Raw genomic sequence first — 21,475 nt, 5'->3', positions numbered from 1 at the left:
GTCACTTGATCTCTTTCAATCCCATCTTTTCCGCCCGTTGCAGCATAAATGCACGGGCGGCTTCGTATTCATTGGGAATGATGCCGTCCAAAATGGCATCCTTGATGGCACTCTTCAAGGCACCCACTTGCTGGCAGGGAGAGAGGCCGAAAGTACTCATGATTTCTTCACCACTGACCGGAGGCTGGAAATTACGGATACGGTCGCGTTCCTCCAAGTCCTTCAGCTTCTGGCGTACCAACTGAAAATTATTAAGGAAGCGTTTCTTACGCTCCATATTCTTGGAAGTAATGTCGGCTTCGCACAGTGTCATCAGGTCGTCTATATCATCACCTGCCTCAAACAAGAGACGACGCACTGCCGAGTCGGTCACTACATCATCCGCTATCACAATGGGACGCATGTGCAGGCTCACCATTTTCTGCACATATTTCATCTTTTCGTTCATAGGAAGCTTCATCTTGCGGAAAATATCAGGTATCATCTTCTCGCCAATGAAATTATGGTTATGGAACGTCCAGCCCGCACGGGGTTCCCAACGCTTGGTGGCAGGCTTGGCTATATCATGCAGAAGAGCTGCCCAGCGTAGCCAAAGGTTGTCGGTCTTCTTGCTGATGTTGTCGAGTACTTCGAGCGTATGGTAGAAATTGTCCTTATGGGCGCGTCCATTGCGCGTCTCCACGCCTTGCAGCCTAACAAGTTCCGGGAATATCAGTTCCAACAAGCCGCACCGGTCCAGCTCAATGAATCCCTTAGACGGAATAGGTGACAAGATGATTTTGTTCAGTTCGTCTGCAATGCGTTCTTTGGAGATGATGGAGATGCGTTCGCGATTACGCTCCAGAGAATCGAATGTCTCATCGTCAATATAGAATCCCAACTGGGTAGCAAAACGGACACAGCGCATCATGCGCAAAGGGTCATCACTGAAAGTTATATCAGGGTCAAGCGGTGTCCGGATGGTCTTTTCCTTCAAGTCTCCAATACCGCCAAAGGGGTCGACCAACTCGCCATAACGCACCCGGTTCAGGCAAACAGCCAGTGCATTGATGGTGAAATCGCGCCGGTTCTGGTCATCCTCCAATGTACCGTCCTCTACAATCGGTTTGCGTGAATCGTGCGTATACGACTCTTTTCTTGCACCCACAAACTCAACTTCCGTACCATAGTACTTCAATTGTGCCGTACCGAAATTCTTGAAGACGGAAACATGCGCCCCACGCCCCAGACGCTTACCCAGCGCCTCGGCCATGGCAATGCCACTGCCTACCACCACCACATCAATATCCTTGGAAGGACGTTGCAGGAAAATATCACGTACATATCCGCCTACCACGTAACACTCCAATCCTAATTCATCAGCCGTTTCGGATATCCGCTTGAATATATCATCACTAAAATATTGCTTCAGTTCTTCTGCCGTCAAATCTATCATAAATAATGCGCTAATGTAATGAATACGCAAATATGTCAATGGTCTATTAGCACATTTGCACATTAAAATGCTGCAAAGATAAAGATATTATTTCTATTTTTGTGGACTCTAACTCCAAGAACAACAAATATGAAGAAAGTAATACTCCTTGCATGCCTGTGTTGCATGCTCTTCTCTTGCGAAAATGTAGAGAAGAAAGCCGGTGAAAAACTACAAGCTGCCCGCACAGCTTTTGAACTCGGCAACTACAATGAAGCGAAGATTCTGATTGACAGTATCAAGATACTCTATCCCAAAGCGTTTGAAACTCGCCGTGCAGGTATCGGCCTGATGCAGGAAGTGGAGCTGAAAGAGCAGGAAAAGAGTATGGCCTATCTTGACAGCATGCTTCAAGCCAAGCAAAAGGAATTCGCTGCAATCAAAGGGAAATATACCTTTGAGAAAGATGCCGAATACCAGAATATAGGCAATTACCTGTATCCGTCCCAAGTGATAGAAAAAAATCTGCACCGTTCTTTCCTCCGCTTCCAGGTAGACGAAAACGGTGTAATGAGCATGACCTCTATCTATTGCGGAGCCCATAACATCCACCATGTGGCCGTCAAGGTTACCGCTCCCGACGGCAGTTTTGCCGAGACGCCCGCCGCCAAAGACAGCTACGAAACGACCGATCTCGGTGAAAAGATTGAAAAAGCTGATTTCAAACTGGGAGAAGACGGAAATGTCATGGGCTTTCTCTATCTGAACAAGGACAAGAACATTAAAGTCAACTATTTGGGAGAACGTCCCTACTCCGTCACCATGACTGCCACCGACCGCCAGGCGCTTGCAAGTATTTACGAGTTGGCACAACTGCTTTCTTCCATGACGGAAATAAAGAAAAACATGGAAGAGGCAAAACTGAAGATGGAATTTGTGAAGAAAAACCGGTCTCTTAACCATTAGGACGATTGTGATGAATGTATTATTCTACTGTATGCAATACAAATTGACATAGGGTTCACAGCATTCATCGGTATGCAGCAAGCACTTTATAGTAACACTTTACCTATAATACAGCAACACTTTATCGCCAATAAAGTACTACTTTATCGGGAATACAGCAACACTTTATCAGTAATAAAGTGATACTTTATTACTGATAAAAAAGAATAAAGTTGGAATAGATTGATTATCACTACAATACAGATACTTTTTCTATTCTCATGGCCTATACGTATTGTTTATATAGGGGAAAAGATATAAAAATAAGATAATCGCACTATCTTTAAAATAAGATAAGCTGCATCTCGGCATAAGTTTTTCATGCAAGCATGAAAGTTCTGCACTCAATTTACACTATCTTTGCAGCTCATAAAAAAACATATAATGATTTCTATAGACGGATTGGCCGTAGAATTCGGCGGAACTACTTTATTCAGTGACATATCTTTCGTTATCAACGAAAAAGACCGTATCGCCCTGATGGGCAAAAACGGAGCAGGGAAAAGTACATTGTTGAAAATTCTGGCAGGTGCAAGACAACCTACCCGCGGAAAGATCTCAGCCCCCAAAGACAGTGTCATAGCTTACCTTCCACAGCACCTTATGACAGAAGACGGACGTACCGTATTCCAGGAAGCGGCGCAAGCCTTTGCCCATCTGCATGAAATGGAAGCCGAAATAGAGCGCCTCAACAAGGAACTGGAAACGCGTACCGACTACGAGAGTGATAGCTACATGGAACTTATCGAGAACGTCTCTGCCTTAAGCGAAAAGTTCTATGCCATCGACTCCACCAATTACGAGGAGGATGTGGAAAAAGCACTGCTCGGATTGGGCTTTGTACGCGAAGACTTCAACCGCCAGACCAGTGACTTCAGCGGTGGATGGCGCATGCGCATCGAACTTGCCAAACTGTTACTGCAGAAACCCGACGTACTATTGCTGGACGAGCCTACCAACCATCTGGACATAGAATCCATACAATGGCTGGAAGATTTTCTTATCAGTAGCGGAAAGGCTGTCATCGTCATCAGCCACGACCGAAAGTTCGTGGACAACATCACCACCCGTACCATTGAAGTGACCATGGGGCGGATATACGACTATAAAGTAAACTACTCCCAATACCTGGAACTCCGCAAGGAACGCCGCGAACAGCAGCAGAAAGCCTACGATGACCAGCAGAAGTTTATTGCCGAAACCAAGGAATTCATCGAACGGTTCAAAGGCACCTACTCCAAGACCCTGCAAGTGCAGAGCCGCGTAAAGATGCTGGAGAAACTGGAACTGCTGGAAGTGGACGAAGAAGACACTTCTGCGTTGCGCCTCAAATTCCCTCCCTCCCCCCGTTCGGGCAATTATCCCGTCATCATGGAAGGGGTAGGGAAAAGCTACGGCGACCACGTGGTCTTCAAGAATGCCAACCTCACCATAGAACGGGGAGACAAGGTTGCTTTCGTCGGCAAAAACGGCGAAGGAAAGTCAACGTTGGTAAAGTGTATCATGAAGGAAATAGAGCATGAAGGCACCCTTACCATAGGACACAATGTGCAGATTGGATATTTCGCACAGAATCAAGCCTCGCTGTTGGATGAGAACCTGACCGTGTTCCAGACTATCGACGATGTGGCAAAAGGGGAAATCCGTAATAAAATACGCGACCTGCTGGGCGCCTTCATGTTCGGTGGTCCCGAAGAGTCCATGAAAAAGGTCAAGGTGCTTTCGGGTGGAGAGCGCACACGCCTCGCCATGATAAAACTCTTGCTCGAACCGGTGAATCTGCTGATACTGGACGAACCGACCAACCATCTGGACATGAAAACCAAAGATATCCTGAAGCAGGCTCTTATGGATTTTGACGGAACCCTTATCCTCGTCAGCCACGACCGTGATTTCCTGGATGGACTGGTAAGCAAGGTATATGAATTCGGCAACAAACAAGTGAAAGAACACTTGAGCGGCATCTACGAATTCCTCGAAAAGAAGAAAATGGACTCCCTCCGCGAACTGGAACGATAAGTATCCGCTAAATCCAGCGTCCGAACAAATGGCTGATACATATGATTTTCATTTTACTAAACACTCAACTAAGAGATATGAAAATGAAACAATATGATGTCACCATAATAGGATTTGGCAAGGGCGGAAAGTTATTGTCCTCCGAACTGGCCAAACGGAAGAGGAAGCGATGAAGGAATGAGGGATTGAATATGTTATTCACACCTTTTTAGCATTTTCCATTTGGCAATTAAGCCATTAACCTCTATCTTTGCATCCGTCCAAAGATAGAGGAATGAAAAAGAAACAGTACATAACCTATATTCTTTTTTTCATCAGCCTGATAATGCTGATGATACCCGTCATTCCCCACCATCATCATGCCGACGGAATAATATGCATGAAGAATGACATCACCGCCGATTGCTGCGGACAGCATCATAGCCCAGACAACGAACACTGCTGTCGCAACACGGGATGCATGACAACCCATTTTGTACAACAGACGCCCTGCTCCTCCGATGATGTATATTCACATCCGGATGCCTTGTGGGCAGTAATCCTATTCATTGAGCCTTTTTCCAAGTTACTCACCCTACCCGAATTTGACATAAGCAGGCAGGAATGTATCTATCTGGAATCTCTTCATAGCACATTTATCGCATGTGCTACGGGGCTTCGTGCCCCTCCGTCTCTTCTTGCTTAACTGTTGTCGGGACATCACCGGGACAGATTTCTATCCGGCATAAGGAACAATGCAATTTGGTTGCATACCCTATGCCCTAACTTTGTATTCAAAATCAAAAAGTAAGAACAAATATCATCATGAAAAAAGTTATTTTCATGGGAGTCTTGGGGTTATTCCTTTTAGGCTCCTGCAACAGCAAGTCCAGAGACAGTCACGAAGGACATAATCACGAAACAGAAGAGCACAATCATGAGGGACATGACCACAAGCATGAGGGGCATGACCATGAGCATGAGGGACACAACCATGAGCATGAAAACCATGCCGGAGGAAGTGATGAAATCATTCTGCCACCGGCAAAGGCACAAGCTGCAGGCGTGGTAGTCAGCACTGTTGAACCGGGTACTTTCCATCAAGTCATCAAGACCAGCGGCCAGGTAATGGCAGCCCAAGGAGACGAGAGCGTAGCCGTAGCCACAGTAGCAGGCGTGGTTTCCTTCAAGGGAAAAGTTATCGAAGGAATGAGTGTCAGCAAAGGTACTCCTTTGGTGATATTGTCATCCAAAAACATGGCCGACGGAGACCCGGTGCAGAAAGCCCGGATAGCCTACGAGGTTTCCAAAAAAGAATATCAGCGTATGAAAGCGCTTGTAGGCAACAAAATCGTATCTGAAAAGGAGTTCGCACAAGCCGAACAGATTTATGAAAATGCCCGTATCAGTTACGAGGCAGTCGCAAAGAACCATTCGGCAAGCGGCCAGGCAGTTGTCTCTCCCATCAGCGGTTATGTAAAGAACCTGTTGGTGAAAGAAGGGGATTACGTCAGCATTGGCCAGCCACTGGTAAGCGTCACCCAGAACCGAAAGCTTTTCCTGCGTGCGGATGTATCCGAAAAGTACTATCCTTACCTAAACAGCATCGGTTCCGCCAACTTCTGTACTCCTTATAATAATAAGGTATATACATTGAAAGAACTAGGCGGGCGCATGCTTTCGTATGGAAAAGCTTCGGGCGAAAACGGATATTATGTACCGGTGACTTTTGAATTCGACAATAAGGGAGACGTTATTCCCGGCTCGTTTGTAGAAGTATTCTTATTATCCTCACCGATGGAAAATGTATTGTCTCTTCCTCACAGTGCACTGACCGAAGAGCAAGGCAGTTTCTTTGTTTACCTACAACTGGATGAAGAAGGTTACAAAAAACAGCTTGTCACCCTGGGTGCCGACAATGGCGAAAGTGTACAAATCCTTTCCGGCATAAAAGCAGGCAACCGTGTCGTAACTCAAGGAGCCTATCAAGTGAAACTGGCATCGGCAACAAACGCTATTCCGGCACATAGTCATGAACACTAATCTCATGTACAATTTGACAACTTACAAAGTATCATTCTGCAATGCCGTATCAAGGAGAAAAACAGCAATACGGTCTTTGTAGAAAGCAGATTGCCATGAGAAAAAAAGAATAATTCTACTAACAGAGCTGCAATCGTGTAGCCAAATTGTACATCGTACATTGTAAATAGTAAATAGAAAGATGTTAAACAAAATAATCGCTTTTTCTCTTCAAAACCGCATCTTGGTGCTGGTAGCATCGGTGCTGTTGCTGATTGGCGGCACTTATACCGCCATGCATACGGAAGTGGATGTATTTCCTGACCTCAATGCGCCGACAGTGGTCATCATGACCGAAGCAAACGGTATGGCGGCAGAGGAAGTGGAGCAACTGGTCACTTTTCCCGTAGAAACAGCTGTGAACGGTGCAACGGGTGTGCGCCGTGTACGCTCTTCCTCGACAAACGGATTCTCTGTTGTCTGGGTAGAATTCGACTGGGATACGGATATATACCTGGCACGGCAGATTGTCAGCGAGAAGCTGGCAGTCGTCAGTGAATCATTACCCGCCAATGTAGGCAAGCCGACACTGGGACCACAGTCTTCCATCTTAGGTGAGATGCTGATTATTGGTCTGACGGCAGATTCAACTTCCATGCTGGATTTGCGTACCATTGCCGACTGGACCATACGCCCCCGTCTGCTTTCTACGGGTGGCGTGGCACAAGTTGCCGTATTAGGTGGCGACATCAAGGAATATCAAATACAGTTGGATCCGGAACGGATGCGCCACTACGGTGTGACATTGAGCGAAGTGACGAACGCCACTCGCGAAATGAACCTGAATGCCAATGGCGGAGTGCTCTATGAATATGGCAATGAATATATCGTACGCGGCGTACTTTCTACCGACAAGGTAGACCAGATAGCCAAGGCTGTGGTACGGAGCAACGGAGCCTTCGGAGCCCCCATCCTGCTGGAAGACATTGCCGATGTTCAAATCGGAGCCAAACTTCCCAAACTGGGTACTGCATCGGAACGTGGCAAACATGCCGTACTACTGACGGTCACCAAGCAACCCGCTACAAGCACACTGGAGCTTACAGACAAACTGGAAGCCTCCCTGCAAGACTTGCAGAAGAACCTGCCTGCCGACATAAAAGTATCTACTGACATCTTCCGTCAAAGCCGTTTCATCGAAAGTTCCATCGGAAACGTTCAAAAGTCATTGTTGGAAGGAGGTATTTTCGTTGTTATCGTGCTTTTCCTATTCCTTGCCAACGTACGTACCACAGTCATCTCGCTGGTGACGCTACCGTTATCACTGATTGCCTCCATCCTTGCCCTACACTATATGGGCTTTACGATAAACACCATGAGCCTGGGAGGTATGGCTATCGCCATCGGTTCGTTGGTTGATGATGCCATCGTGGATGTGGAGAACGTCTACAAGCGCATGCGCGAAAATAGGCTGAAGCCTGCCGAAGAGCGGATGCCCATATTGGAGGTGGTGTTCAATGCATCGAAAGAAGTACGTATGCCTATCCTCAATTCAACGTTGATAATCATTGCCAGTTTCGTACCTCTATTCTTCCTGAGCGGTATGGAGGGTAGAATGTTGGTACCGCTGGGCATTGCGTTCATCGTGGCATTGATTGCCTCTACCGTTGTGGCACTGACCGTAACGCCGGTACTTTGCTCCTACTTGTTGGGGAAAGAAAAAATAAAGGAAAAGAACAATGCCAACGGTGACTCTGTCGTGGCACGCAAAATGAAACAATGGTATGGCACAGCGCTGACTTTCGTATTGGGACATAAGAAAGGGGTGCTGGGAGGTACTATCAGCTTGTTTGTAGTGGCACTCGGCTGTTTCTTCACCCTGGGGCGCTCGTTCCTGCCACCATTCAATGAAGGTTCGTTCACCATCAATATCTCCTCGCTTCCGGGCATCTCTCTGGAAGAAAGCGATAAGATGGGGCATCGTGCCGAGGAACTGCTGCTCTCCATCCCCGAAATACAAACCGTGGCCCGTAAAACGGGACGTGCGGAGCTGGACGAACACGCTCTGGGAGTAAATGTCTCCGAGATTGAGGCACCGTTTGAGTTGAAAGACCGCTCACGCAGCGAGCTTGTGGCAGAAGTCCGCGAAAAACTGGGTACCATTGTAGGGGCAAACGTGGAAATAGGCCAGCCTATCAGCCACCGTATAGATGCCATGCTTTCCGGTACAAAGGCGAACATCGCCATCAAACTGTTCGGCGACGACCTGAACCGCATGTTCACTCTGGGCAATGAAATCAAGAACGCTATTCAGGGCATTCCCGGTATTGCCGACCTTAACGTGGAACAGCAAATTGAACGTCCGCAGCTTGTCATTTCGCCCAAACGGGAAATACTTGCCAAATATGGCATTTCACTGCCCGAATTTTCGGAGTTTGTCAATGTCTGCCTGGCCGGTGAAGCTGTTTCCCTAGTTTACGAAAAGGGAAAGAGTTTCGACCTGACCGTACGCATGAAAGACAACCTACGCGACGAAACGGAAAAAATCCGTAACTTGATGATTGATACAAGTGACGGACAAAAGATTCCACTGAACTATGTAGCGGAAATCCGCTCAACCATGGGTCCGAACACCATCAGTCGCGAAAATGTAAAACGTAAAATCGTCATTTCCGCCAACGTGGCCGACCGCGACCTGCGAAGCGTAGTCAACGATATACAAGCCGAGATGGATGCACAAATCAAACTGCCGGAAGGGTACCACATCGAATATGGCGGACAATTCGAAAGCGAGCAAGCGGCAAGCCGCACGCTGGCACTTACTTCGTTCATGTCCATCGTGGTGATATTCCTGCTCCTCTACCATGAATTCCGCAGTGTGAAAGAGAGCTCCATCATCCTTATCAATCTGCCGCTGGCATTGATAGGCGGTGTGTTCGCCCTACTCATCACAACAGGCGAAGTGAGTATCCCCGCCATCATCGGTTTCATCTCACTGTTCGGTATCGCCACCCGAAACGGAATGTTGCTCATCAGCCATTACAACCACCTGCAGCAGGAAGAAGGCTATGACGTCTACGACAGCGTTATCCGCGGTTCACTCGACCGTCTGAATCCAATCCTGATGACCGCCCTATCCAGTGCATTGGCACTTATTCCACTGGCTCTCAGTGGCGATCTGCCGGGCAACGAAATACAAAGCCCGATGGCAAAGGTTATCTTGGGCGGTCTTTTAACATCCACGTTCCTGAACGGTTTCATCATTCCGATTGTTTACCTTATGATGCACCATAACCAACAATCTAAAACATCAGACAATGAATAAAAGATTTTTCATATTCAGCGCTGCCATCCTCGCTTTTGCGGGGATGAGCGCACAAACATCCGGCATTGATGCCGTACTCCAGCAGATAGAGGCCAACAACAAGGAGTTGCAGGCCAACTTCCACCTCATTTCCTCACAAAAGCTGGAGAGCAAGACCAACAACAACCTCCCCGACCCTACACTATCATACGCCCACCTTTGGGACTCCAAGAACAGTGACGAGACAGTTGGCGAAATGGTTATCTCGCAAAGCTTCGACTTCCCCACGCTTTATGCCACCCGAGGAAAGATGAACCGACTCAAGGCAAATGCACTGGATGCACAAGCCACCGCCTTTCGCCAGCAGATATTACTGCAAGCGAAGGAAGTATGCCTGGACATCATCATGCTGCAACGCCAGCAAGCTCTGCTCGACGAACGGTTGAAGAATGCAGAGGAGTTGTCGGCCATGTATACCCGACGTCTGGAAACGGGAGATGCCAATGCACTGGAAACCAACAAAATTAATCTGGAGTTGCTGAATGTACGCACGGAAGCCCGCATGAACCAAACGGCACTTAACAATAAACTGAAAGAGCTGCTTGTCCTCAACGGAAACCAGCCGCTCACACCGGGACGTCCCATATCCGGTACCATACCCGACGCCCAAACGCTCGGATTGACAGAGTACCCGGCAGTGCCGTTGCCGGCCGACTTCCGCCCACTGGTCGACGAACTGCTGGCTTCAGACCCCACCCTGCAATCCATGCAAGGTGAAAGTTCTGCTGCCCGAAAACAGATTTCGGCAAGCAAGCAAGGCTGGTTGCCCAAACTGGAACTGGGTTACCGTAGAAATACCGAATCAGGGCACCCGCTGAACGGCGTGGTAGTAGGCTTCTCTTTCCCGCTTTTCGAGAACCGCAATAAGGTCAAGATAGCCAAGACACAGGCGCTCAACATAGACTATCAAAAGGAGAACGCCGCACTGCAAGCCAGCTCTGCCTTGTGGCAACTCTATGAAGAGGCCAAGAACCTGCACGCTTCCATGGAGGAATACGAGCGCACCTTCCAGCAGCAGCAAGACCTCACCTTGCTGAAACAAGCACTTATGGGAGGGCAAATCAGTATGATTGAGTACTTCGTTGAAATATCGGTGGTTTATCAAAGCAAGGCAAACCTCCTGCAACTGGAAAACCAGTATCAGAAGGCAATGGCGCAGATATACAAGAACCGGTTATAAAAAAAAGAGGAAGGTGTGTCAGAGCAAAAAGAACATCTTAGTTCTTGACACGCCTTCCTTTACTTTCAACATATATTGCAGTTACAGTTTCGTGACTTTCCCCATAAACAGAATAGTTCCCGTACTCTTTTCCTTTATCAGGAAGACAAAAGGACGGTCTACATAGAAAGGAATGACCGCACTTGGACCGGGAGCAGCCGCATCTACCATTCCTGCGATAGTCACAGCCGCAGCTTCCGTCCCCTCTTCATCTACCTTTACATAAGTATATTGCTGCAACAGGTCGACAAACAATTCCTCATTGGACATTTTAGAGAAATCAGCGCACCTGCTGTCGAAGGCATCCTTCATCTCCATTTCTTGCATATCTTCTATCAAGCCCTTGTCATATTTCAGTTCGAACCGTGGCAGCTTGACATTCAGCATTGTACCTGACAAAGTATTGTTCCACTCCCGCCAATGCTCATCCGTCAATTGCGGCAGACATTCCTCCAAAGACTTTCCTTCGGCCGGCAAAAGCACTACCATACTGAAAGCTTCATTACCATAAGGGAACTCTGCTATGGAAAAGCATTCATTTTCTGTATAATTGAAACGTTCTCTGGACATATTCATCATCTGTACCGTCGACCGGCTTCCGTCCACACTTGTAAACAGCTCTGCCTTTGTATCTGATTTCTTGAACTGGTTTTTCCAGATTCCTTTGAAATAGAGAGCATTCAACAAATACATACGTGCACTCGCAGGCATCTCTGTCAAAACCTCCTTTATGCAATCATTCGTTTTCCCGGCACACCAGCTGTTTATAATGTCCGGAGCCTTGGGAGAGGCAAAATCCAGCTCCTGCACTTGCGCGTCATACATCTTTTTGTTTACGCTTACAAAGTCGTCATGAACACCGAACCCTTTCTTTATCCAGATGGAATTGGCAATTCCCAACTGTGTGGTATTGTCCAAATCGAGCAACGCCTCCACCAGCTTCTTATTATAGTTGTTCATTTCTTCCAACGAATAGCCCGAAAAGCCCAGGACATCTGTCATCTCAGACAGTGTGTTTCCCGACGCTCCATTGGCAATCATAGACAGACAGAGCGAAGCGCTCAAAGGAGAGATGAACAGATTGGGCTTTTCCACCTCAGTTTTACAAATCTGATTAAAGAAACGGAAAGCGAAATCCGTTCCTAAATCCGTCATCTCCTGCTCGACACGGGTCAAAGCAATGTCTTTGCGGGGCTTGGGTTGTGGTGAAGAGTTGTCGTCACTCTGGCAGGCTGCAAGGATACAAAGTAGGCTTAAGGCAGTAATCGTTTTTTTAAGCATAAGCAAATAGTATTAGTTTTAAAACAGTTATCTATATATAGAAAATGCTTGAACAAACAAAATACTGCATTGAAGAACAATAAAAAAATGATACACTCCTACTCAATTATTCCTCTACCAACATCAACCCCACCCCTCTGACTGTCTTTATGGACACCGTAGGATCGTCTTCCAAGCATTTGCGTAGTTTCACCAAATAGGTATCAAGGCTACGCGAGATAAAGTAGTCGTTTTCATCCTGAGTCTCCCAATTGTGGCTGACAATAGCACCCCGTTTCACTACTTGATTCTTGTTCCGTGCAAGAAGTCTGAGAATTCCGGCTTCGCGCCGACTTAACACTGTTTTCTCACCGTTTTTGTCATTCCTAAGGGTTGCGTGTGCGGCATCCAGTGTGTATTGCCCGAAGTGGTAGCAATCTGTTTCATTGCGCGAAGGCTGTCCTTTTCTCAATTTAAGCAAAGCATGTATATGTGCATCCAGTTCTTCAGCCACAAAAGGCTTCTTCACGTAATTATCGGCTCCTAACTTATATCCACTGGTCACATCTTTGGGCGAGCCCAACGCCGAAGCCAGTAAGATAGGTATATTTCCATCCACTTCACGGATGCGCTCCACCATCTGAAGACCATTCATCACCGGCATATCCACATCCGAGATAATAATATCCGGATGATACTCCTGATATGCTTTCAAGCCTTCTTGCCCATTAACAGCCGTAATAACCTCATATCCTCCAATCAGTCCTTCCAGACTGCTCTTTACGACATAGGTCAACATGGAATCATCTTCCACCAAAAGCAATTTAATTTTGTTTTCCATCTATCATTTTGTTTTCAGTATCCTCTTCCTCCGATGCTGACATATACAATGTAAATTCACTGAATTTTCCAACCACGCTGCTTGCCGTCACTGTCCCTCCATGTGCCTCCATCACCCGATACACATAGTTCAGTCCCAATCCAAATCCTGCGACCTTGCCCAAACGGGAGCTTTTGATGGCAGAACCACGCTCAAATTTATCAAATATCTTACGTTTATCTTCTTCAGAAAAACCGATACCGTTGTCGCGCACCTTGATGCAGGAATAACCTCCGCTGCACTCCGAAGTTATTTCTATCTCTACCTCCCCCTCGTCTTTAGAATATTTCACGGCATTGTCCACCAAGTTATAGACAGCCTCTTCCAGATATTCCTTGTCAGCATTCACTTCCTTGGCTTGCAGGTTTAACGTGAAATGCAACGGCTTGGTAGATTTTGCCTTAAAGGTTTCCATTATTCTTTCAAGCATCGGTTCCAGTTGCACTTTCTCCTTGAACATCGTCAACTTATGGCTTTCCAGCCTCGAGATAGTCAACAGTCTGTTTATCAACTTCAGCAAATGTACAGTTTCGGACTTCACCACTCCCAGAAAGCTTTTTTTCAATTCCGGCATACTTTCTATCTTCTCGTCATTCAACGCATCAGAGCACATCATGATAGAGCTAAGCGGTGTCTTCATGTCATGAATCATAGCATATGAGAAGTCTTCACGAAGCTTGGCCACTTTCTTCTGATAGATGATTACTTTAATCTGATAGATAATGCAACCGATTACCAAAACCAGCATGATAAAGGAGGCTATCATCAACAAGCCCATACGTTCAAAAAATACTTTATAAGGATTGACAAGAACAAGTTGTACAGCTTCAGTGGAATCTGATTTTATAGCAAATGGGGCAGACTTTATGATGCCCCATAGAGGTAATTTTTCTTTCTTACTAACTTGCAAAATGCTATCATTCTGAGGATTCATGGTACAAACAACAAAATTACTTTCAATACTATATTCCTTCAGCAAAGCAGATGCTATGGAATCCACTTTTAACAGAGACATTTTATATCCCATATTAGACAAGTTCTCACAAAAATAAGTCAGCGGATTTATGGTACCATTCACTTCACCTCCTATGACTTGTGTTCCTTCTGGAGTACATGCCATTCTTATTTTCATTTCATTTTCAATAGCCTCTTCCAAAACCTCACAACAATCCTTCTGAATATTATACCTTATAAGCATATAAGTATTATATATCCATACTGTCTGCAATGACAGTACAGCAATCAAACCTAAAAAGGTAAACAAACGAATGTATTTATATTTTTGTTTCTTCATTAATTTCATTTACGTTGCAAAGATATTAATTAAATTAAAACTTTAACCTAAAACTGACATTTTTCTAACATATTATAAAAATCTTCCCTTATATTTTTGCGGTATTAAAAGAAAGAAATAATGTATAACTTTAAATTATTAGAACAATGAAAGAACTTATTATTGAATTAACCAAGGAAGAAGAAATGCAAATTTTTGGAGGAAGAGTTGTATATGAAATAATAAATATCAACGGAAAAGACATCCTCATCGTAAAGAATATACCAGAATAGCTTTACGCCACCAAATGAGAACTACAAATCCTCAAAAAACAAAGACGTAAACTTTAACGTAGAACTGACATTGCTCTAACATTAGTCCCGAAACAAAGCCCATAACTTTGCAACATCAAACCAAGAGAACACTAACAATTAAAGACTAAAATCAATGAAAACGAAAAAGAAGTATTATAACCCGCAATATCCGCAGAACACACTAAAGTTTCCGCCCCTGCTCTGTTGAGGAACAATGAAAGTTTAACGTAAAACTAACATTACCCTAACAAAAGATACAAAGTGAAGCGCTTAACTTTGCAACATCAACTTAAAACAAATACAACAACAGCAAAAAACAAAGAACAATGAAAGACATCAAATTCATAAGAGCCGGCAGATGCAGCAGGCCCAATCTGTGGAAACCACCCCGATAGGGAAATAAAGGAGATTCTTGAAAAAGTCTGTGCTTGAACAAAAAGTCAAAACAACACAAACACAGCAGCAACACAAACACACTCTCTTAAAGACAGGAAAGGGGATTTCAAGACAGACTTTTTCAAGCAAACCTCCAATGATTATAAGACTGGAAGATTTAGTAGTATGTCGCCACAATATACCACCAATAAACATGCCAGGAGACATATGGAGCGACTTAATGTAATGTCTCCTTATTGGGGAAAAGAGTCAATCGAGCTATGAGAACCCTCACATTGGAAGAATGTATCAACACGTATGGCGGTTGTTGCATCTGCGATGCAGATATCGGTTTCAGCAATGTATTTGCAACACCGCTTACTATCAGAGATTCATTATTCAAACATTAACTTTAAAAAGAAAAACAATGGAAAAGAACATCGAACACAAGGTAAAGCCTTTAACAAAAAAAGAGCAGAGAGTTGCATCGGGAGGATATGCCCCCACCGATTCTCCAATTAAGCTTATAGACGACAACAATGGTATGCCGGATTTTAAGATACCAAGCAAAGAAGATTTCAAGTTCTATTAATCGCAATAGAAACGTTCTATTAACCCTTTTATTAATAATTAAAACATTTTGAGTTATGAAAAATTTAAAAGACAATGCAATGATGCAGGAAATGAGTTTGCAGGACATGAAGGATGTAAACGGTGGTAGCCCTTGGTGGGCACTCTATGAACTGATGTGTGAATATTTGATTGATAATCGTGAAGCGATTACCGGTGCATATGCACAAGTAAAGGCAGAAGGAGGTACTGTTGCTACAGATATGCCATTCAAATAAAGTCAAAAAAGCATAGTGAAACTTCATCGTGTCTCTGCCTCAACAGCAGAGACACAACTCCATTGCAATATTTACCATTTATTTTCAACACGCATGAGACGTATAATAATAGCTATATACAAATTACCGTTATGGAAATCCATCATAATATTAATATTATTATCCTATATAATTCCCATATTAATTCCACAAATAAGCAATACTCCACGCCCCAACATGCTTAATGAGACCTTATTCTTTGGTTTCTACGCTATACTATTAGCTCCATTGATGGAAACTTTTACCGGACAAATTCTTCCTTATTATATTCTCAAAGAAACGTTCGGATGTAAAGTGATAGGCATATCAATCTGCTCTGGAATCATATTCGGGCTATATCATTTATATTCGCCCGACTATGCTGTTCATGCAGGCATAGTAGGGTGTTTATATCAATTATGGTATATCGTTTACAAGAAACATTATTCCGATTTCAAAGCCTTTCTCATTATCTCGTCTGTTCATGCATTACATAATTCGGTAGCATTTCTATTAAACTATTTGCATTAGATAATTTCAATCAACGGAAAAGACATCCTCATCGTAAAGAATATACCAGAATAGCTTTACGCCACCAAATGAGAACTACAAATCCTCAAAAAACAAAGACGTAAACTTTAACGTAGAACTGACATTGCTCTAACATTAGTCCCGAAACAAAGCCCATAACTTTGCAACATCAAACCAAGAGAACACTAACAATTAAAGACTAAAATCAATGAAAACGAAAAAGAAGTATTATAACCCGCAATATCCGCAGAACACACTAAAGTTTCCGCCCCTGCTCTGTTGAGGAACAATGAAAGTTTAACGTAAAACTAACATTACCCTAACAAAAGATACAAAGTGAAGCGCTTAACTTTGCAACATCAACTTAAAACAAATACAACAACAGCAAAAAACAAAGAACAATGAAAGACATCAAATTCATAAGAGCCGGCAGATGCAGCAGGCCCAATCTGTGGAAACCACCCTGATAGGGAAATAAAGGAGATTCTTGAAAAAGTCTGTGCTTGAACAAAAAGTCAAAACAACACAAACACAGCAGCAACACAAACACACTCTCTTAAAGACAGGAAAGGGGATTTCAAGACAGACTTTTTCAAGCAAACCTCCAAACAGAGAAACAGCAAGTTTAACGTAGAACTAACATAACAATAACATACACAATGAAAGTCCCTACTTATCTTTGCAGTAACAAAATAGAACATATTTATTAATTTTTAAAATCAACTACTTATGAAATCAAGCTTATTATTCGCTGCAATTGTAGCAGTATCAATCACCTCATGTCAATCTACAGATGAGCCCGTCACAAACCAACCATTGCCTCAAAAAAATGCGGTTTATTCCTCCATTTACACTTCTGAGAAAATTGAAACGGCAATAAGAGAAATAGAATTTCAAAGTGCAAAAACCCAAAGACAACTTTCACTAACTGAAATCAGCCTTATTCATAAAGAGATATTCAAATCTCCTGAAAAATCTCCAATAACAGACGTTGATTTCTCTACTGTACAATAAACAGCAGAACAGAATGATTTCTTAAGCAAACTCTCTGCATATGCCTCCATTAGAAGCTATTACAAGGATTTTTATTCTTTTTTAGAAGCGGTAAAAGAATCATTTGAAGAAGAACATGAGAAAGAAGCTGCAACAAAGATTCTCATTTTCCTTGAGAGTAACCACAATTTATTTAAAAACATCAATTTTGCCACAAATACAATCTCAACGAGGGCAAATATTTCAGCATGCGATGTCGCAGCAAGCCTCTCGAGTGTCATCATAGCTGACTTAGCCACTATGACGGGAGTAGGAGCTGCTGTCGGTGGAGCTATAGGAGTGGGTGCAGCATGGGGAGCAGCCTTAGTAGGCTGTGTAGGCGGACTTGCATATACAGCCGCATTTTGTTAAACCTATTATAAATGATGATGATTATGAATAAGATACTTTTCAGCGGTACCATTAGTCTGATTTTGATTATTACAGCATTCTTTATACCTATCGAATGGGTACAGAAACCGATTTTCTTATTAGGGATAATATCCATCTATACTCTTCTTAGAAAAAGATATACTGTTATGGATTATCTTCACCATCCTATACCTGCATTGGTAGCCATCGTCATCATCTTTCTTTTATCCCTCATTCTACTGTCAGGATATAACGCCACAATAAAGATTGCAGGAGGAATTGTTTTGATTGTTTTATTGTACAAGCGCTTTGTACATATAAAAAGATTCAACCATTGAGTATATCACTAATACAAATAAACCCTTTCGGACATGAACAATTTATTACAGCAAGGAGATTTTCATATCTTTTCTTTCAACAAAAAGAAATATGTATTCCTATCCGGCAGCCAGCAGATTCTGGAAATAAGCAATCCCACGATGGATGCCTATTTCAAAAGATGCGCGGGAAGAGACGACGGCAATACCTTAGGAGACACCACCATTGACAAGGTGACGGAAACCCTTAAAAGTTTATGTACAGTACCTTCCGCCTGCTGCGAAAAGCAAAAACAAGACATGCTGACACTGAATGTAACGCATGGCTGCAACATGTCCTGCAAATATTGTTTTGCTTCGACCCTGCAAGACAGAAAAAGCGTGATGTCCCTTTCGGTAGCCCAAAACGCAATTGCCAACATGCTTGAAGGTAATCCCGACAGCGAACGATACACCATTTACTTCTTCGGCGGCGAGCCGCTATTACACAAGCAGTTTGTCAGAGACGTAGTGGAAATAGCCAAAGAAGAAATCATATTCCGACGGAACAAAAACGTATGCTTCCTACTGAACACCAATGGCACATTGATAGACGATGACATGATGAACTTCTTTGTACAAGAAAAGTTCACCGTTACAGTCAGCATTGACGGGCCGCAAAAGGTGAATGATGCAAACCGGGTATTTCTTAACGGTCGCGGCAGTTTCAGACGAATAGCCGAAAATATAGAAAAACTCAAAAAAGGTGGTGTAGACTTCAATCTAAGGGCTACCATCAGCCCAAAGAACACAAGGTTACTCGAGACGTTCCTTTTTTTCGAGAGCATGGAAGTCCCTTACTCTTATGCCTTTACAATTGATTCCGACGTAAAGGACCGGAGCACGACCCACTTTGATGCCAACGGCATTAAGACAATAGACAAGCAACTGGGCGAGGTCATGAACTTTTTTACCCGAAAGTTTATGGGCAAAGAAAACATCTACTGCAACGACTTTCAAAGGAATATCAACCGTCTAAGAACCAAGAGCGTAAGATACCAGGGATGTGCAGCAGGCAGAAGCAGCCTTATTGTAGACGAAGCAGGAGAGTATTATCCATGCCAGAACATGCTTTCCTATCAAGATATGTCCGTAGGAAATGTGTCCGAAGGTATTGATAACAGCAGATTACAGCTTTTCCGTTCAAAAGAAGTATCACAACTTGCAAGTTGCCGACAATGCTGGGCTAAATACTTATGTGGTGGCAGTTGCGAAGCTGAGCGACATCTTCTGGGTCAGGAAAGTAAAGACTGGAAACAAAAATGCAAAATGATTCGGTTGGAATGGAAACATTTGATTCATTCCTATATCAAGCTAAACGATTTTATTAACAATATGTCTAACAAACACAAAATTATCGATTATGAAAAATTTGAAAGAGCTGGGGCTTAACCCCATTGACGAGAAGCAAGCAGAGAGTATTAACGGTGGATATATTGGAATACCTCCAATGATTATAAAACCGGAAGATTTAGTAGTATGTTGCCACAATATACCACCAATAAACATGCCAGGAGACATATGGAGCGACTTAATGTAATGTCTCCTTATTGGGGAAAAGAGTCAATCGAGCTATGAGAACCCTCACATTGGAAGAATGTATCAACACGTATGGCGGTTGTTGCGTCTGCGATGCAGATACCGGTTTCAGCAATGTATTTGCAACACCGCTTACTATCAGAGATTCACTATTCAAACAGTAACTTAAAAAAAGAAAAAAACAATGAACAAGTATTTTTATTTATTAGCAGCATTATGTTTGGCTGCATTCTTCGGATGCCAAAACGACAATGACATGAATGCCTCCTTCAGCAAAGAAAAGGGAACAATTTCTGCTACTATAGATAGTGTCGGAAAAGTTCACAATTACTTATTGGAACAAATGAAAGATTCGGAAATCGGATTATGCATAAGCAATAAAACTAAAATGAAAGATTTAGTCAACTGTTTTCAGAAGCTGAATGACAATGGCAAATATTGCTATAATGAAATTATGACCAGAGCGGACAACGACAATGCCGACTTCAGCGAGTTTGAGAATATGGCAATCGAAGACTTTGACGTAAAAAGCATCCGCACACTCGTCTTAAAACGCATTAATGCAAATGACAATATCGACATTGACGTAAAAAAGGCTATTGAAATCATTTCCGACCCAGACGGAAATCCATTAAGCGAACAGAACCTTTCACTCATTGAGCAGAACAAGAACAAGAAAGGAGGGCATCTTCTAATCGTATTCAAAAATATAGCCGAAGACTCGGATGAATATTGGCCACAAACAAGAGATTCCCAATCACGGGCCGTAATCGTTGCAGATGGGATAGGAGGAGTACTTGGCACAACCTGTAGCGGAGTGATGGGAATACTTTGGGGAGCAGGATTTTCATATGCCTGCGACATGTGTTTAAGCAACTAAATTGAGACTTATGTGTGCAAATACTACTGCAAAATACAATATGTCAATCATCGTGCTTTATATGATTTTCATTGTGTCATTTCTATATGACAAGCATTATGACATCATCGGAATATTGACATCAATCGCATTTGCCGTCCTATTTCCCCTTAGCATCCGAAAAGAACCAAAACAGACGGATGGCAAGCGTTTAAAGTCTCTGCTATTTGCTTCTACCTTTATGATAGGATTTCCTTGCGCTTTGAAAATAACTGAATTCCTAACAAACAAATCGTTTCAAGCAGACGGATGGCTGGTTGTATTAACTGGAATTGCCTTACAAAGCGCCCATTATATCATAAGTGTACGTAGAGAAAAATCAAAACCCTAAGATATGTTTTTAAGCGGTTGTTGCATCTGCAATGCAGATATCGGTTTCAGCAGCGCATTTACAACACCGCTTACTATCAGAGATTCACTATTTAAACATTAACTTAAAAAAGAAAAACAATGGAAAAGAACATCGAACACAAGGTAAAGCCTTTAACAAAAAAAGAGCAGAGAGTTGTATCGGGAGGATATGCCCCCACCGATTCTCCCATTAAGCCCATAGACGACAACAATGGTATGCCGGATTTTAAGATACCAAGCAAAGAAGATTTCAAGTTCTATTAATCGCAATAGAAACGTTCTATTAACCCTTTTATTAATAATTAAAACATTTTGAGTTATGAAAATTTTTTTAGTAGATGACAAAAATTAAACTTATGCTGTTAAACATTTAATTTTTAAGCGG

At 43.4% G+C, this 21,475-nt stretch carries 21 protein-coding genes; 17 read left to right on the top strand and 4 right to left on the bottom strand.

Features of this window, described 5'->3' with window-relative positions:
- Window position 1: 1 nt before the first annotated feature.
- Window positions 2-1,435 carry a CCA tRNA nucleotidyltransferase gene (locus E5355_RS15910; protein ID WP_136011123.1) on the bottom strand — a complete coding sequence of 478 codons (1,434 nt, stop codon included), beginning with the start codon at window positions 1,433-1,435 and terminating at the stop codon, window positions 2-4.
- A gap of 129 nt (window positions 1,436-1,564) precedes the next feature.
- On the opposite strand from E5355_RS15910, the gene E5355_RS15905 reads away from it, so the two are divergent.
- The 6 genes from E5355_RS15905 to E5355_RS15880 all read left to right on the top strand — a co-directional run bounded on the left by E5355_RS15905 (window position 1,565) and on the right by E5355_RS15880 (window position 10,983).
- Window positions 1,565-2,380, top strand: a complete 816-nt coding sequence (locus E5355_RS15905; RefSeq protein ID WP_136011122.1) for a hypothetical protein — start codon at window positions 1,565-1,567, stop codon at window positions 2,378-2,380.
- A 423-nt stretch (window positions 2,381-2,803) separates the two neighbouring features.
- Complete coding sequence (locus E5355_RS15900) at window positions 2,804-4,438, top strand: ABC-F family ATP-binding cassette domain-containing protein (RefSeq protein WP_136011121.1); 1,635 nt, start codon at window positions 2,804-2,806, stop codon at window positions 4,436-4,438.
- 274 nt (window positions 4,439-4,712) lie between these two features.
- Complete coding sequence (locus E5355_RS15895; protein WP_136011120.1) at window positions 4,713-5,123, top strand: DUF6769 family protein; 411 nt, start codon at window positions 4,713-4,715, stop codon at window positions 5,121-5,123.
- A 119-nt stretch (window positions 5,124-5,242) separates the two neighbouring features.
- Window positions 5,243-6,460 carry an efflux RND transporter periplasmic adaptor subunit gene (locus tag E5355_RS15890; protein ID WP_136011119.1) on the top strand — a complete coding sequence of 406 codons (1,218 nt, stop codon included), beginning with the start codon at window positions 5,243-5,245 and terminating at the stop codon, window positions 6,458-6,460.
- Between the two features lie 181 nt (window positions 6,461-6,641).
- A complete protein-coding gene (locus E5355_RS15885) occupies window positions 6,642-9,764 on the top strand; it encodes an efflux RND transporter permease subunit (RefSeq protein WP_136011118.1) in 3,123 nt (1,040 codons plus the stop codon).
- Window positions 9,757-10,983 carry a TolC family protein gene (locus E5355_RS15880; protein ID WP_136011117.1) on the top strand — a complete coding sequence of 409 codons (1,227 nt, stop codon included), beginning with the start codon at window positions 9,757-9,759 and terminating at the stop codon, window positions 10,981-10,983. Before E5355_RS15885 ends, E5355_RS15880 begins: the two co-directional genes overlap by 8 nt.
- Window positions 10,984-11,064: 81 nt before the next feature.
- Here the strand turns inward: E5355_RS15880 and E5355_RS15875 are convergent, their stop codons facing one another.
- From E5355_RS15875 to E5355_RS15865, 3 genes are all read right to left on the bottom strand, one after another.
- Window positions 11,065-12,303, bottom strand: coding sequence for a serpin family protein (locus E5355_RS15875; RefSeq protein ID WP_136011116.1), 1,239 nt, complete (start codon window positions 12,301-12,303; stop codon window positions 11,065-11,067).
- 106 nt (window positions 12,304-12,409) lie between these two features.
- A complete protein-coding gene (locus E5355_RS15870) occupies window positions 12,410-13,123 on the bottom strand; it encodes a response regulator transcription factor (protein WP_136011115.1) in 714 nt (237 codons plus the stop codon).
- On the bottom strand, window positions 13,107-14,294 hold the full coding sequence (locus E5355_RS15865; protein WP_168354360.1) for a sensor histidine kinase: 1,188 nt from the start codon (window positions 14,292-14,294) through the stop codon (window positions 13,107-13,109). Before E5355_RS15865 ends, E5355_RS15870 begins: the two co-directional genes overlap by 17 nt.
- 308 nt (window positions 14,295-14,602) lie before the next feature.
- On the opposite strand from E5355_RS15865, the gene E5355_RS20155 reads away from it, so the two are divergent.
- From E5355_RS20155 to E5355_RS19535, 11 genes are all read left to right on the top strand, one after another.
- Window positions 14,603-14,728, top strand: a complete 126-nt coding sequence (locus E5355_RS20155) for a hypothetical protein (protein WP_255260550.1) — start codon at window positions 14,603-14,605, stop codon at window positions 14,726-14,728.
- 823 nt (window positions 14,729-15,551) lie between these two features.
- Entirely contained in the window at window positions 15,552-15,716 is a 165-nt protein-coding gene (locus E5355_RS19545; protein ID WP_168354359.1) for a hypothetical protein, read from the top strand.
- A gap of 55 nt (window positions 15,717-15,771) precedes the next feature.
- On the top strand, window positions 15,772-15,972 hold the full coding sequence (locus tag E5355_RS15860; RefSeq protein WP_136011113.1) for a hypothetical protein: 201 nt from the start codon (window positions 15,772-15,774) through the stop codon (window positions 15,970-15,972).
- Window positions 15,973-16,065: 93 nt separating this feature from the next.
- Window positions 16,066-16,521: a type II CAAX prenyl endopeptidase Rce1 family protein gene (locus E5355_RS20405; protein WP_136011112.1), complete on the top strand. Its 456-nt coding sequence runs from the start codon at window positions 16,066-16,068 to the stop codon at window positions 16,519-16,521.
- A gap of 729 nt (window positions 16,522-17,250) precedes the next feature.
- Window positions 17,251-17,535 carry a hypothetical protein gene (locus E5355_RS15850; RefSeq protein ID WP_136011111.1) on the top strand — a complete coding sequence of 95 codons (285 nt, stop codon included), beginning with the start codon at window positions 17,251-17,253 and terminating at the stop codon, window positions 17,533-17,535.
- A 413-nt stretch (window positions 17,536-17,948) separates the two neighbouring features.
- On the top strand, window positions 17,949-18,263 hold the full coding sequence (locus E5355_RS15845) for a hypothetical protein (protein WP_136011110.1): 315 nt from the start codon (window positions 17,949-17,951) through the stop codon (window positions 18,261-18,263).
- A gap of 33 nt (window positions 18,264-18,296) precedes the next feature.
- On the top strand, window positions 18,297-19,673 hold the full coding sequence (locus tag E5355_RS15840) for a radical SAM/SPASM domain-containing protein (protein ID WP_136011109.1): 1,377 nt from the start codon (window positions 18,297-18,299) through the stop codon (window positions 19,671-19,673).
- A complete protein-coding gene (locus E5355_RS19540) occupies window positions 19,645-19,821 on the top strand; it encodes a hypothetical protein (protein ID WP_168354358.1) in 177 nt (58 codons plus the stop codon). Before E5355_RS15840 ends, E5355_RS19540 begins: the two co-directional genes overlap by 29 nt.
- Window positions 19,822-19,855: 34 nt before the next feature.
- Window positions 19,856-19,984 (top strand): hypothetical protein, encoded by a 129-nt coding sequence (locus E5355_RS20150; protein WP_255260515.1) that lies wholly within the window; start codon window positions 19,856-19,858, stop codon window positions 19,982-19,984.
- Window positions 19,985-20,004: 20 nt separating this feature from the next.
- The gene (locus tag E5355_RS15835; RefSeq protein ID WP_136011108.1) at window positions 20,005-20,700 is read left to right on the top strand and encodes a hypothetical protein; all 696 of its coding nucleotides are present in this window, start codon (window positions 20,005-20,007) and stop codon (window positions 20,698-20,700) included.
- A gap of 489 nt (window positions 20,701-21,189) precedes the next feature.
- The gene (locus E5355_RS19535) at window positions 21,190-21,354 is read left to right on the top strand and encodes a hypothetical protein (protein ID WP_168354357.1); all 165 of its coding nucleotides are present in this window, start codon (window positions 21,190-21,192) and stop codon (window positions 21,352-21,354) included.
- Window positions 21,355-21,475: the final 121 nt, after the last annotated feature.

It is taken from the genome of Bacteroides muris (ex Afrizal et al. 2022) (genome assembly GCF_004793475.1).
GTDB lineage: Bacteria > Bacteroidota > Bacteroidia > Bacteroidales > Bacteroidaceae > Bacteroides > Bacteroides muris.
Note: the sequence above shows the minus strand (reverse complement) of the source record. Positions and strands in the feature narration are given on the sequence as shown.

Bases quoted from the DNA above. Each gene is read 5' to 3' on its own strand.
- E5355_RS15885 (WP_136011118.1), top strand. From the start codon at position 6,642: ATGTTAAACAAAATAATCGCTTTTTCTCTTCAAAACCGCATCTTGGTG.
- E5355_RS20150 (WP_255260515.1), top strand. From the start codon at position 19,856: ATGAGAACCCTCACATTGGAAGAATGTATCAACACGTATGGCGGTTGT.
- E5355_RS15870 (WP_136011115.1), bottom strand. From the start codon at position 13,123: ATGGAAAACAAAATTAAATTGCTTTTGGTGGAAGATGATTCCATGTTG.
- E5355_RS19540 (WP_168354358.1), top strand. From the start codon at position 19,645: ATGAAAAATTTGAAAGAGCTGGGGCTTAACCCCATTGACGAGAAGCAA.
- E5355_RS15835 (WP_136011108.1), top strand. From the start codon at position 20,005: ATGAACAAGTATTTTTATTTATTAGCAGCATTATGTTTGGCTGCATTC.
- E5355_RS20155 (WP_255260550.1), top strand. From the start codon at position 14,603: ATGAAAGAACTTATTATTGAATTAACCAAGGAAGAAGAAATGCAAATT.
- E5355_RS15875 (WP_136011116.1), bottom strand. From the start codon at position 12,303: ATGCTTAAAAAAACGATTACTGCCTTAAGCCTACTTTGTATCCTTGCA.
- E5355_RS19535 (WP_168354357.1), top strand. From the start codon at position 21,190: ATGGAAAAGAACATCGAACACAAGGTAAAGCCTTTAACAAAAAAAGAG.
- E5355_RS15865 (WP_168354360.1), bottom strand. From the start codon at position 14,294: ATGAAAATAAGAATGGCATGTACTCCAGAAGGAACACAAGTCATAGGA.
- E5355_RS15845 (WP_136011110.1), top strand. From the start codon at position 17,949: ATGAATAAGATACTTTTCAGCGGTACCATTAGTCTGATTTTGATTATT.
- E5355_RS15860 (WP_136011113.1), top strand. From the start codon at position 15,772: ATGAAAAATTTAAAAGACAATGCAATGATGCAGGAAATGAGTTTGCAG.
- E5355_RS15900 (WP_136011121.1), top strand. From the start codon at position 2,804: ATGATTTCTATAGACGGATTGGCCGTAGAATTCGGCGGAACTACTTTA.
- E5355_RS15880 (WP_136011117.1), top strand. From the start codon at position 9,757: ATGAATAAAAGATTTTTCATATTCAGCGCTGCCATCCTCGCTTTTGCG.
- E5355_RS15850 (WP_136011111.1), top strand. From the start codon at position 17,251: ATGAAATCAAGCTTATTATTCGCTGCAATTGTAGCAGTATCAATCACC.
- E5355_RS19545 (WP_168354359.1), top strand. From the start codon at position 15,552: ATGGAAAAGAACATCGAACACAAGGTAAAGCCTTTAACAAAAAAAGAG.
- E5355_RS15895 (WP_136011120.1), top strand. From the start codon at position 4,713: ATGAAAAAGAAACAGTACATAACCTATATTCTTTTTTTCATCAGCCTG.
- E5355_RS15905 (WP_136011122.1), top strand. From the start codon at position 1,565: ATGAAGAAAGTAATACTCCTTGCATGCCTGTGTTGCATGCTCTTCTCT.
- E5355_RS15840 (WP_136011109.1), top strand. From the start codon at position 18,297: ATGAACAATTTATTACAGCAAGGAGATTTTCATATCTTTTCTTTCAAC.
- E5355_RS15910 (WP_136011123.1), bottom strand. From the start codon at position 1,435: ATGATAGATTTGACGGCAGAAGAACTGAAGCAATATTTTAGTGATGAT.
- E5355_RS20405 (WP_136011112.1), top strand. From the start codon at position 16,066: ATGAGACGTATAATAATAGCTATATACAAATTACCGTTATGGAAATCC.
- E5355_RS15890 (WP_136011119.1), top strand. From the start codon at position 5,243: ATGAAAAAAGTTATTTTCATGGGAGTCTTGGGGTTATTCCTTTTAGGC.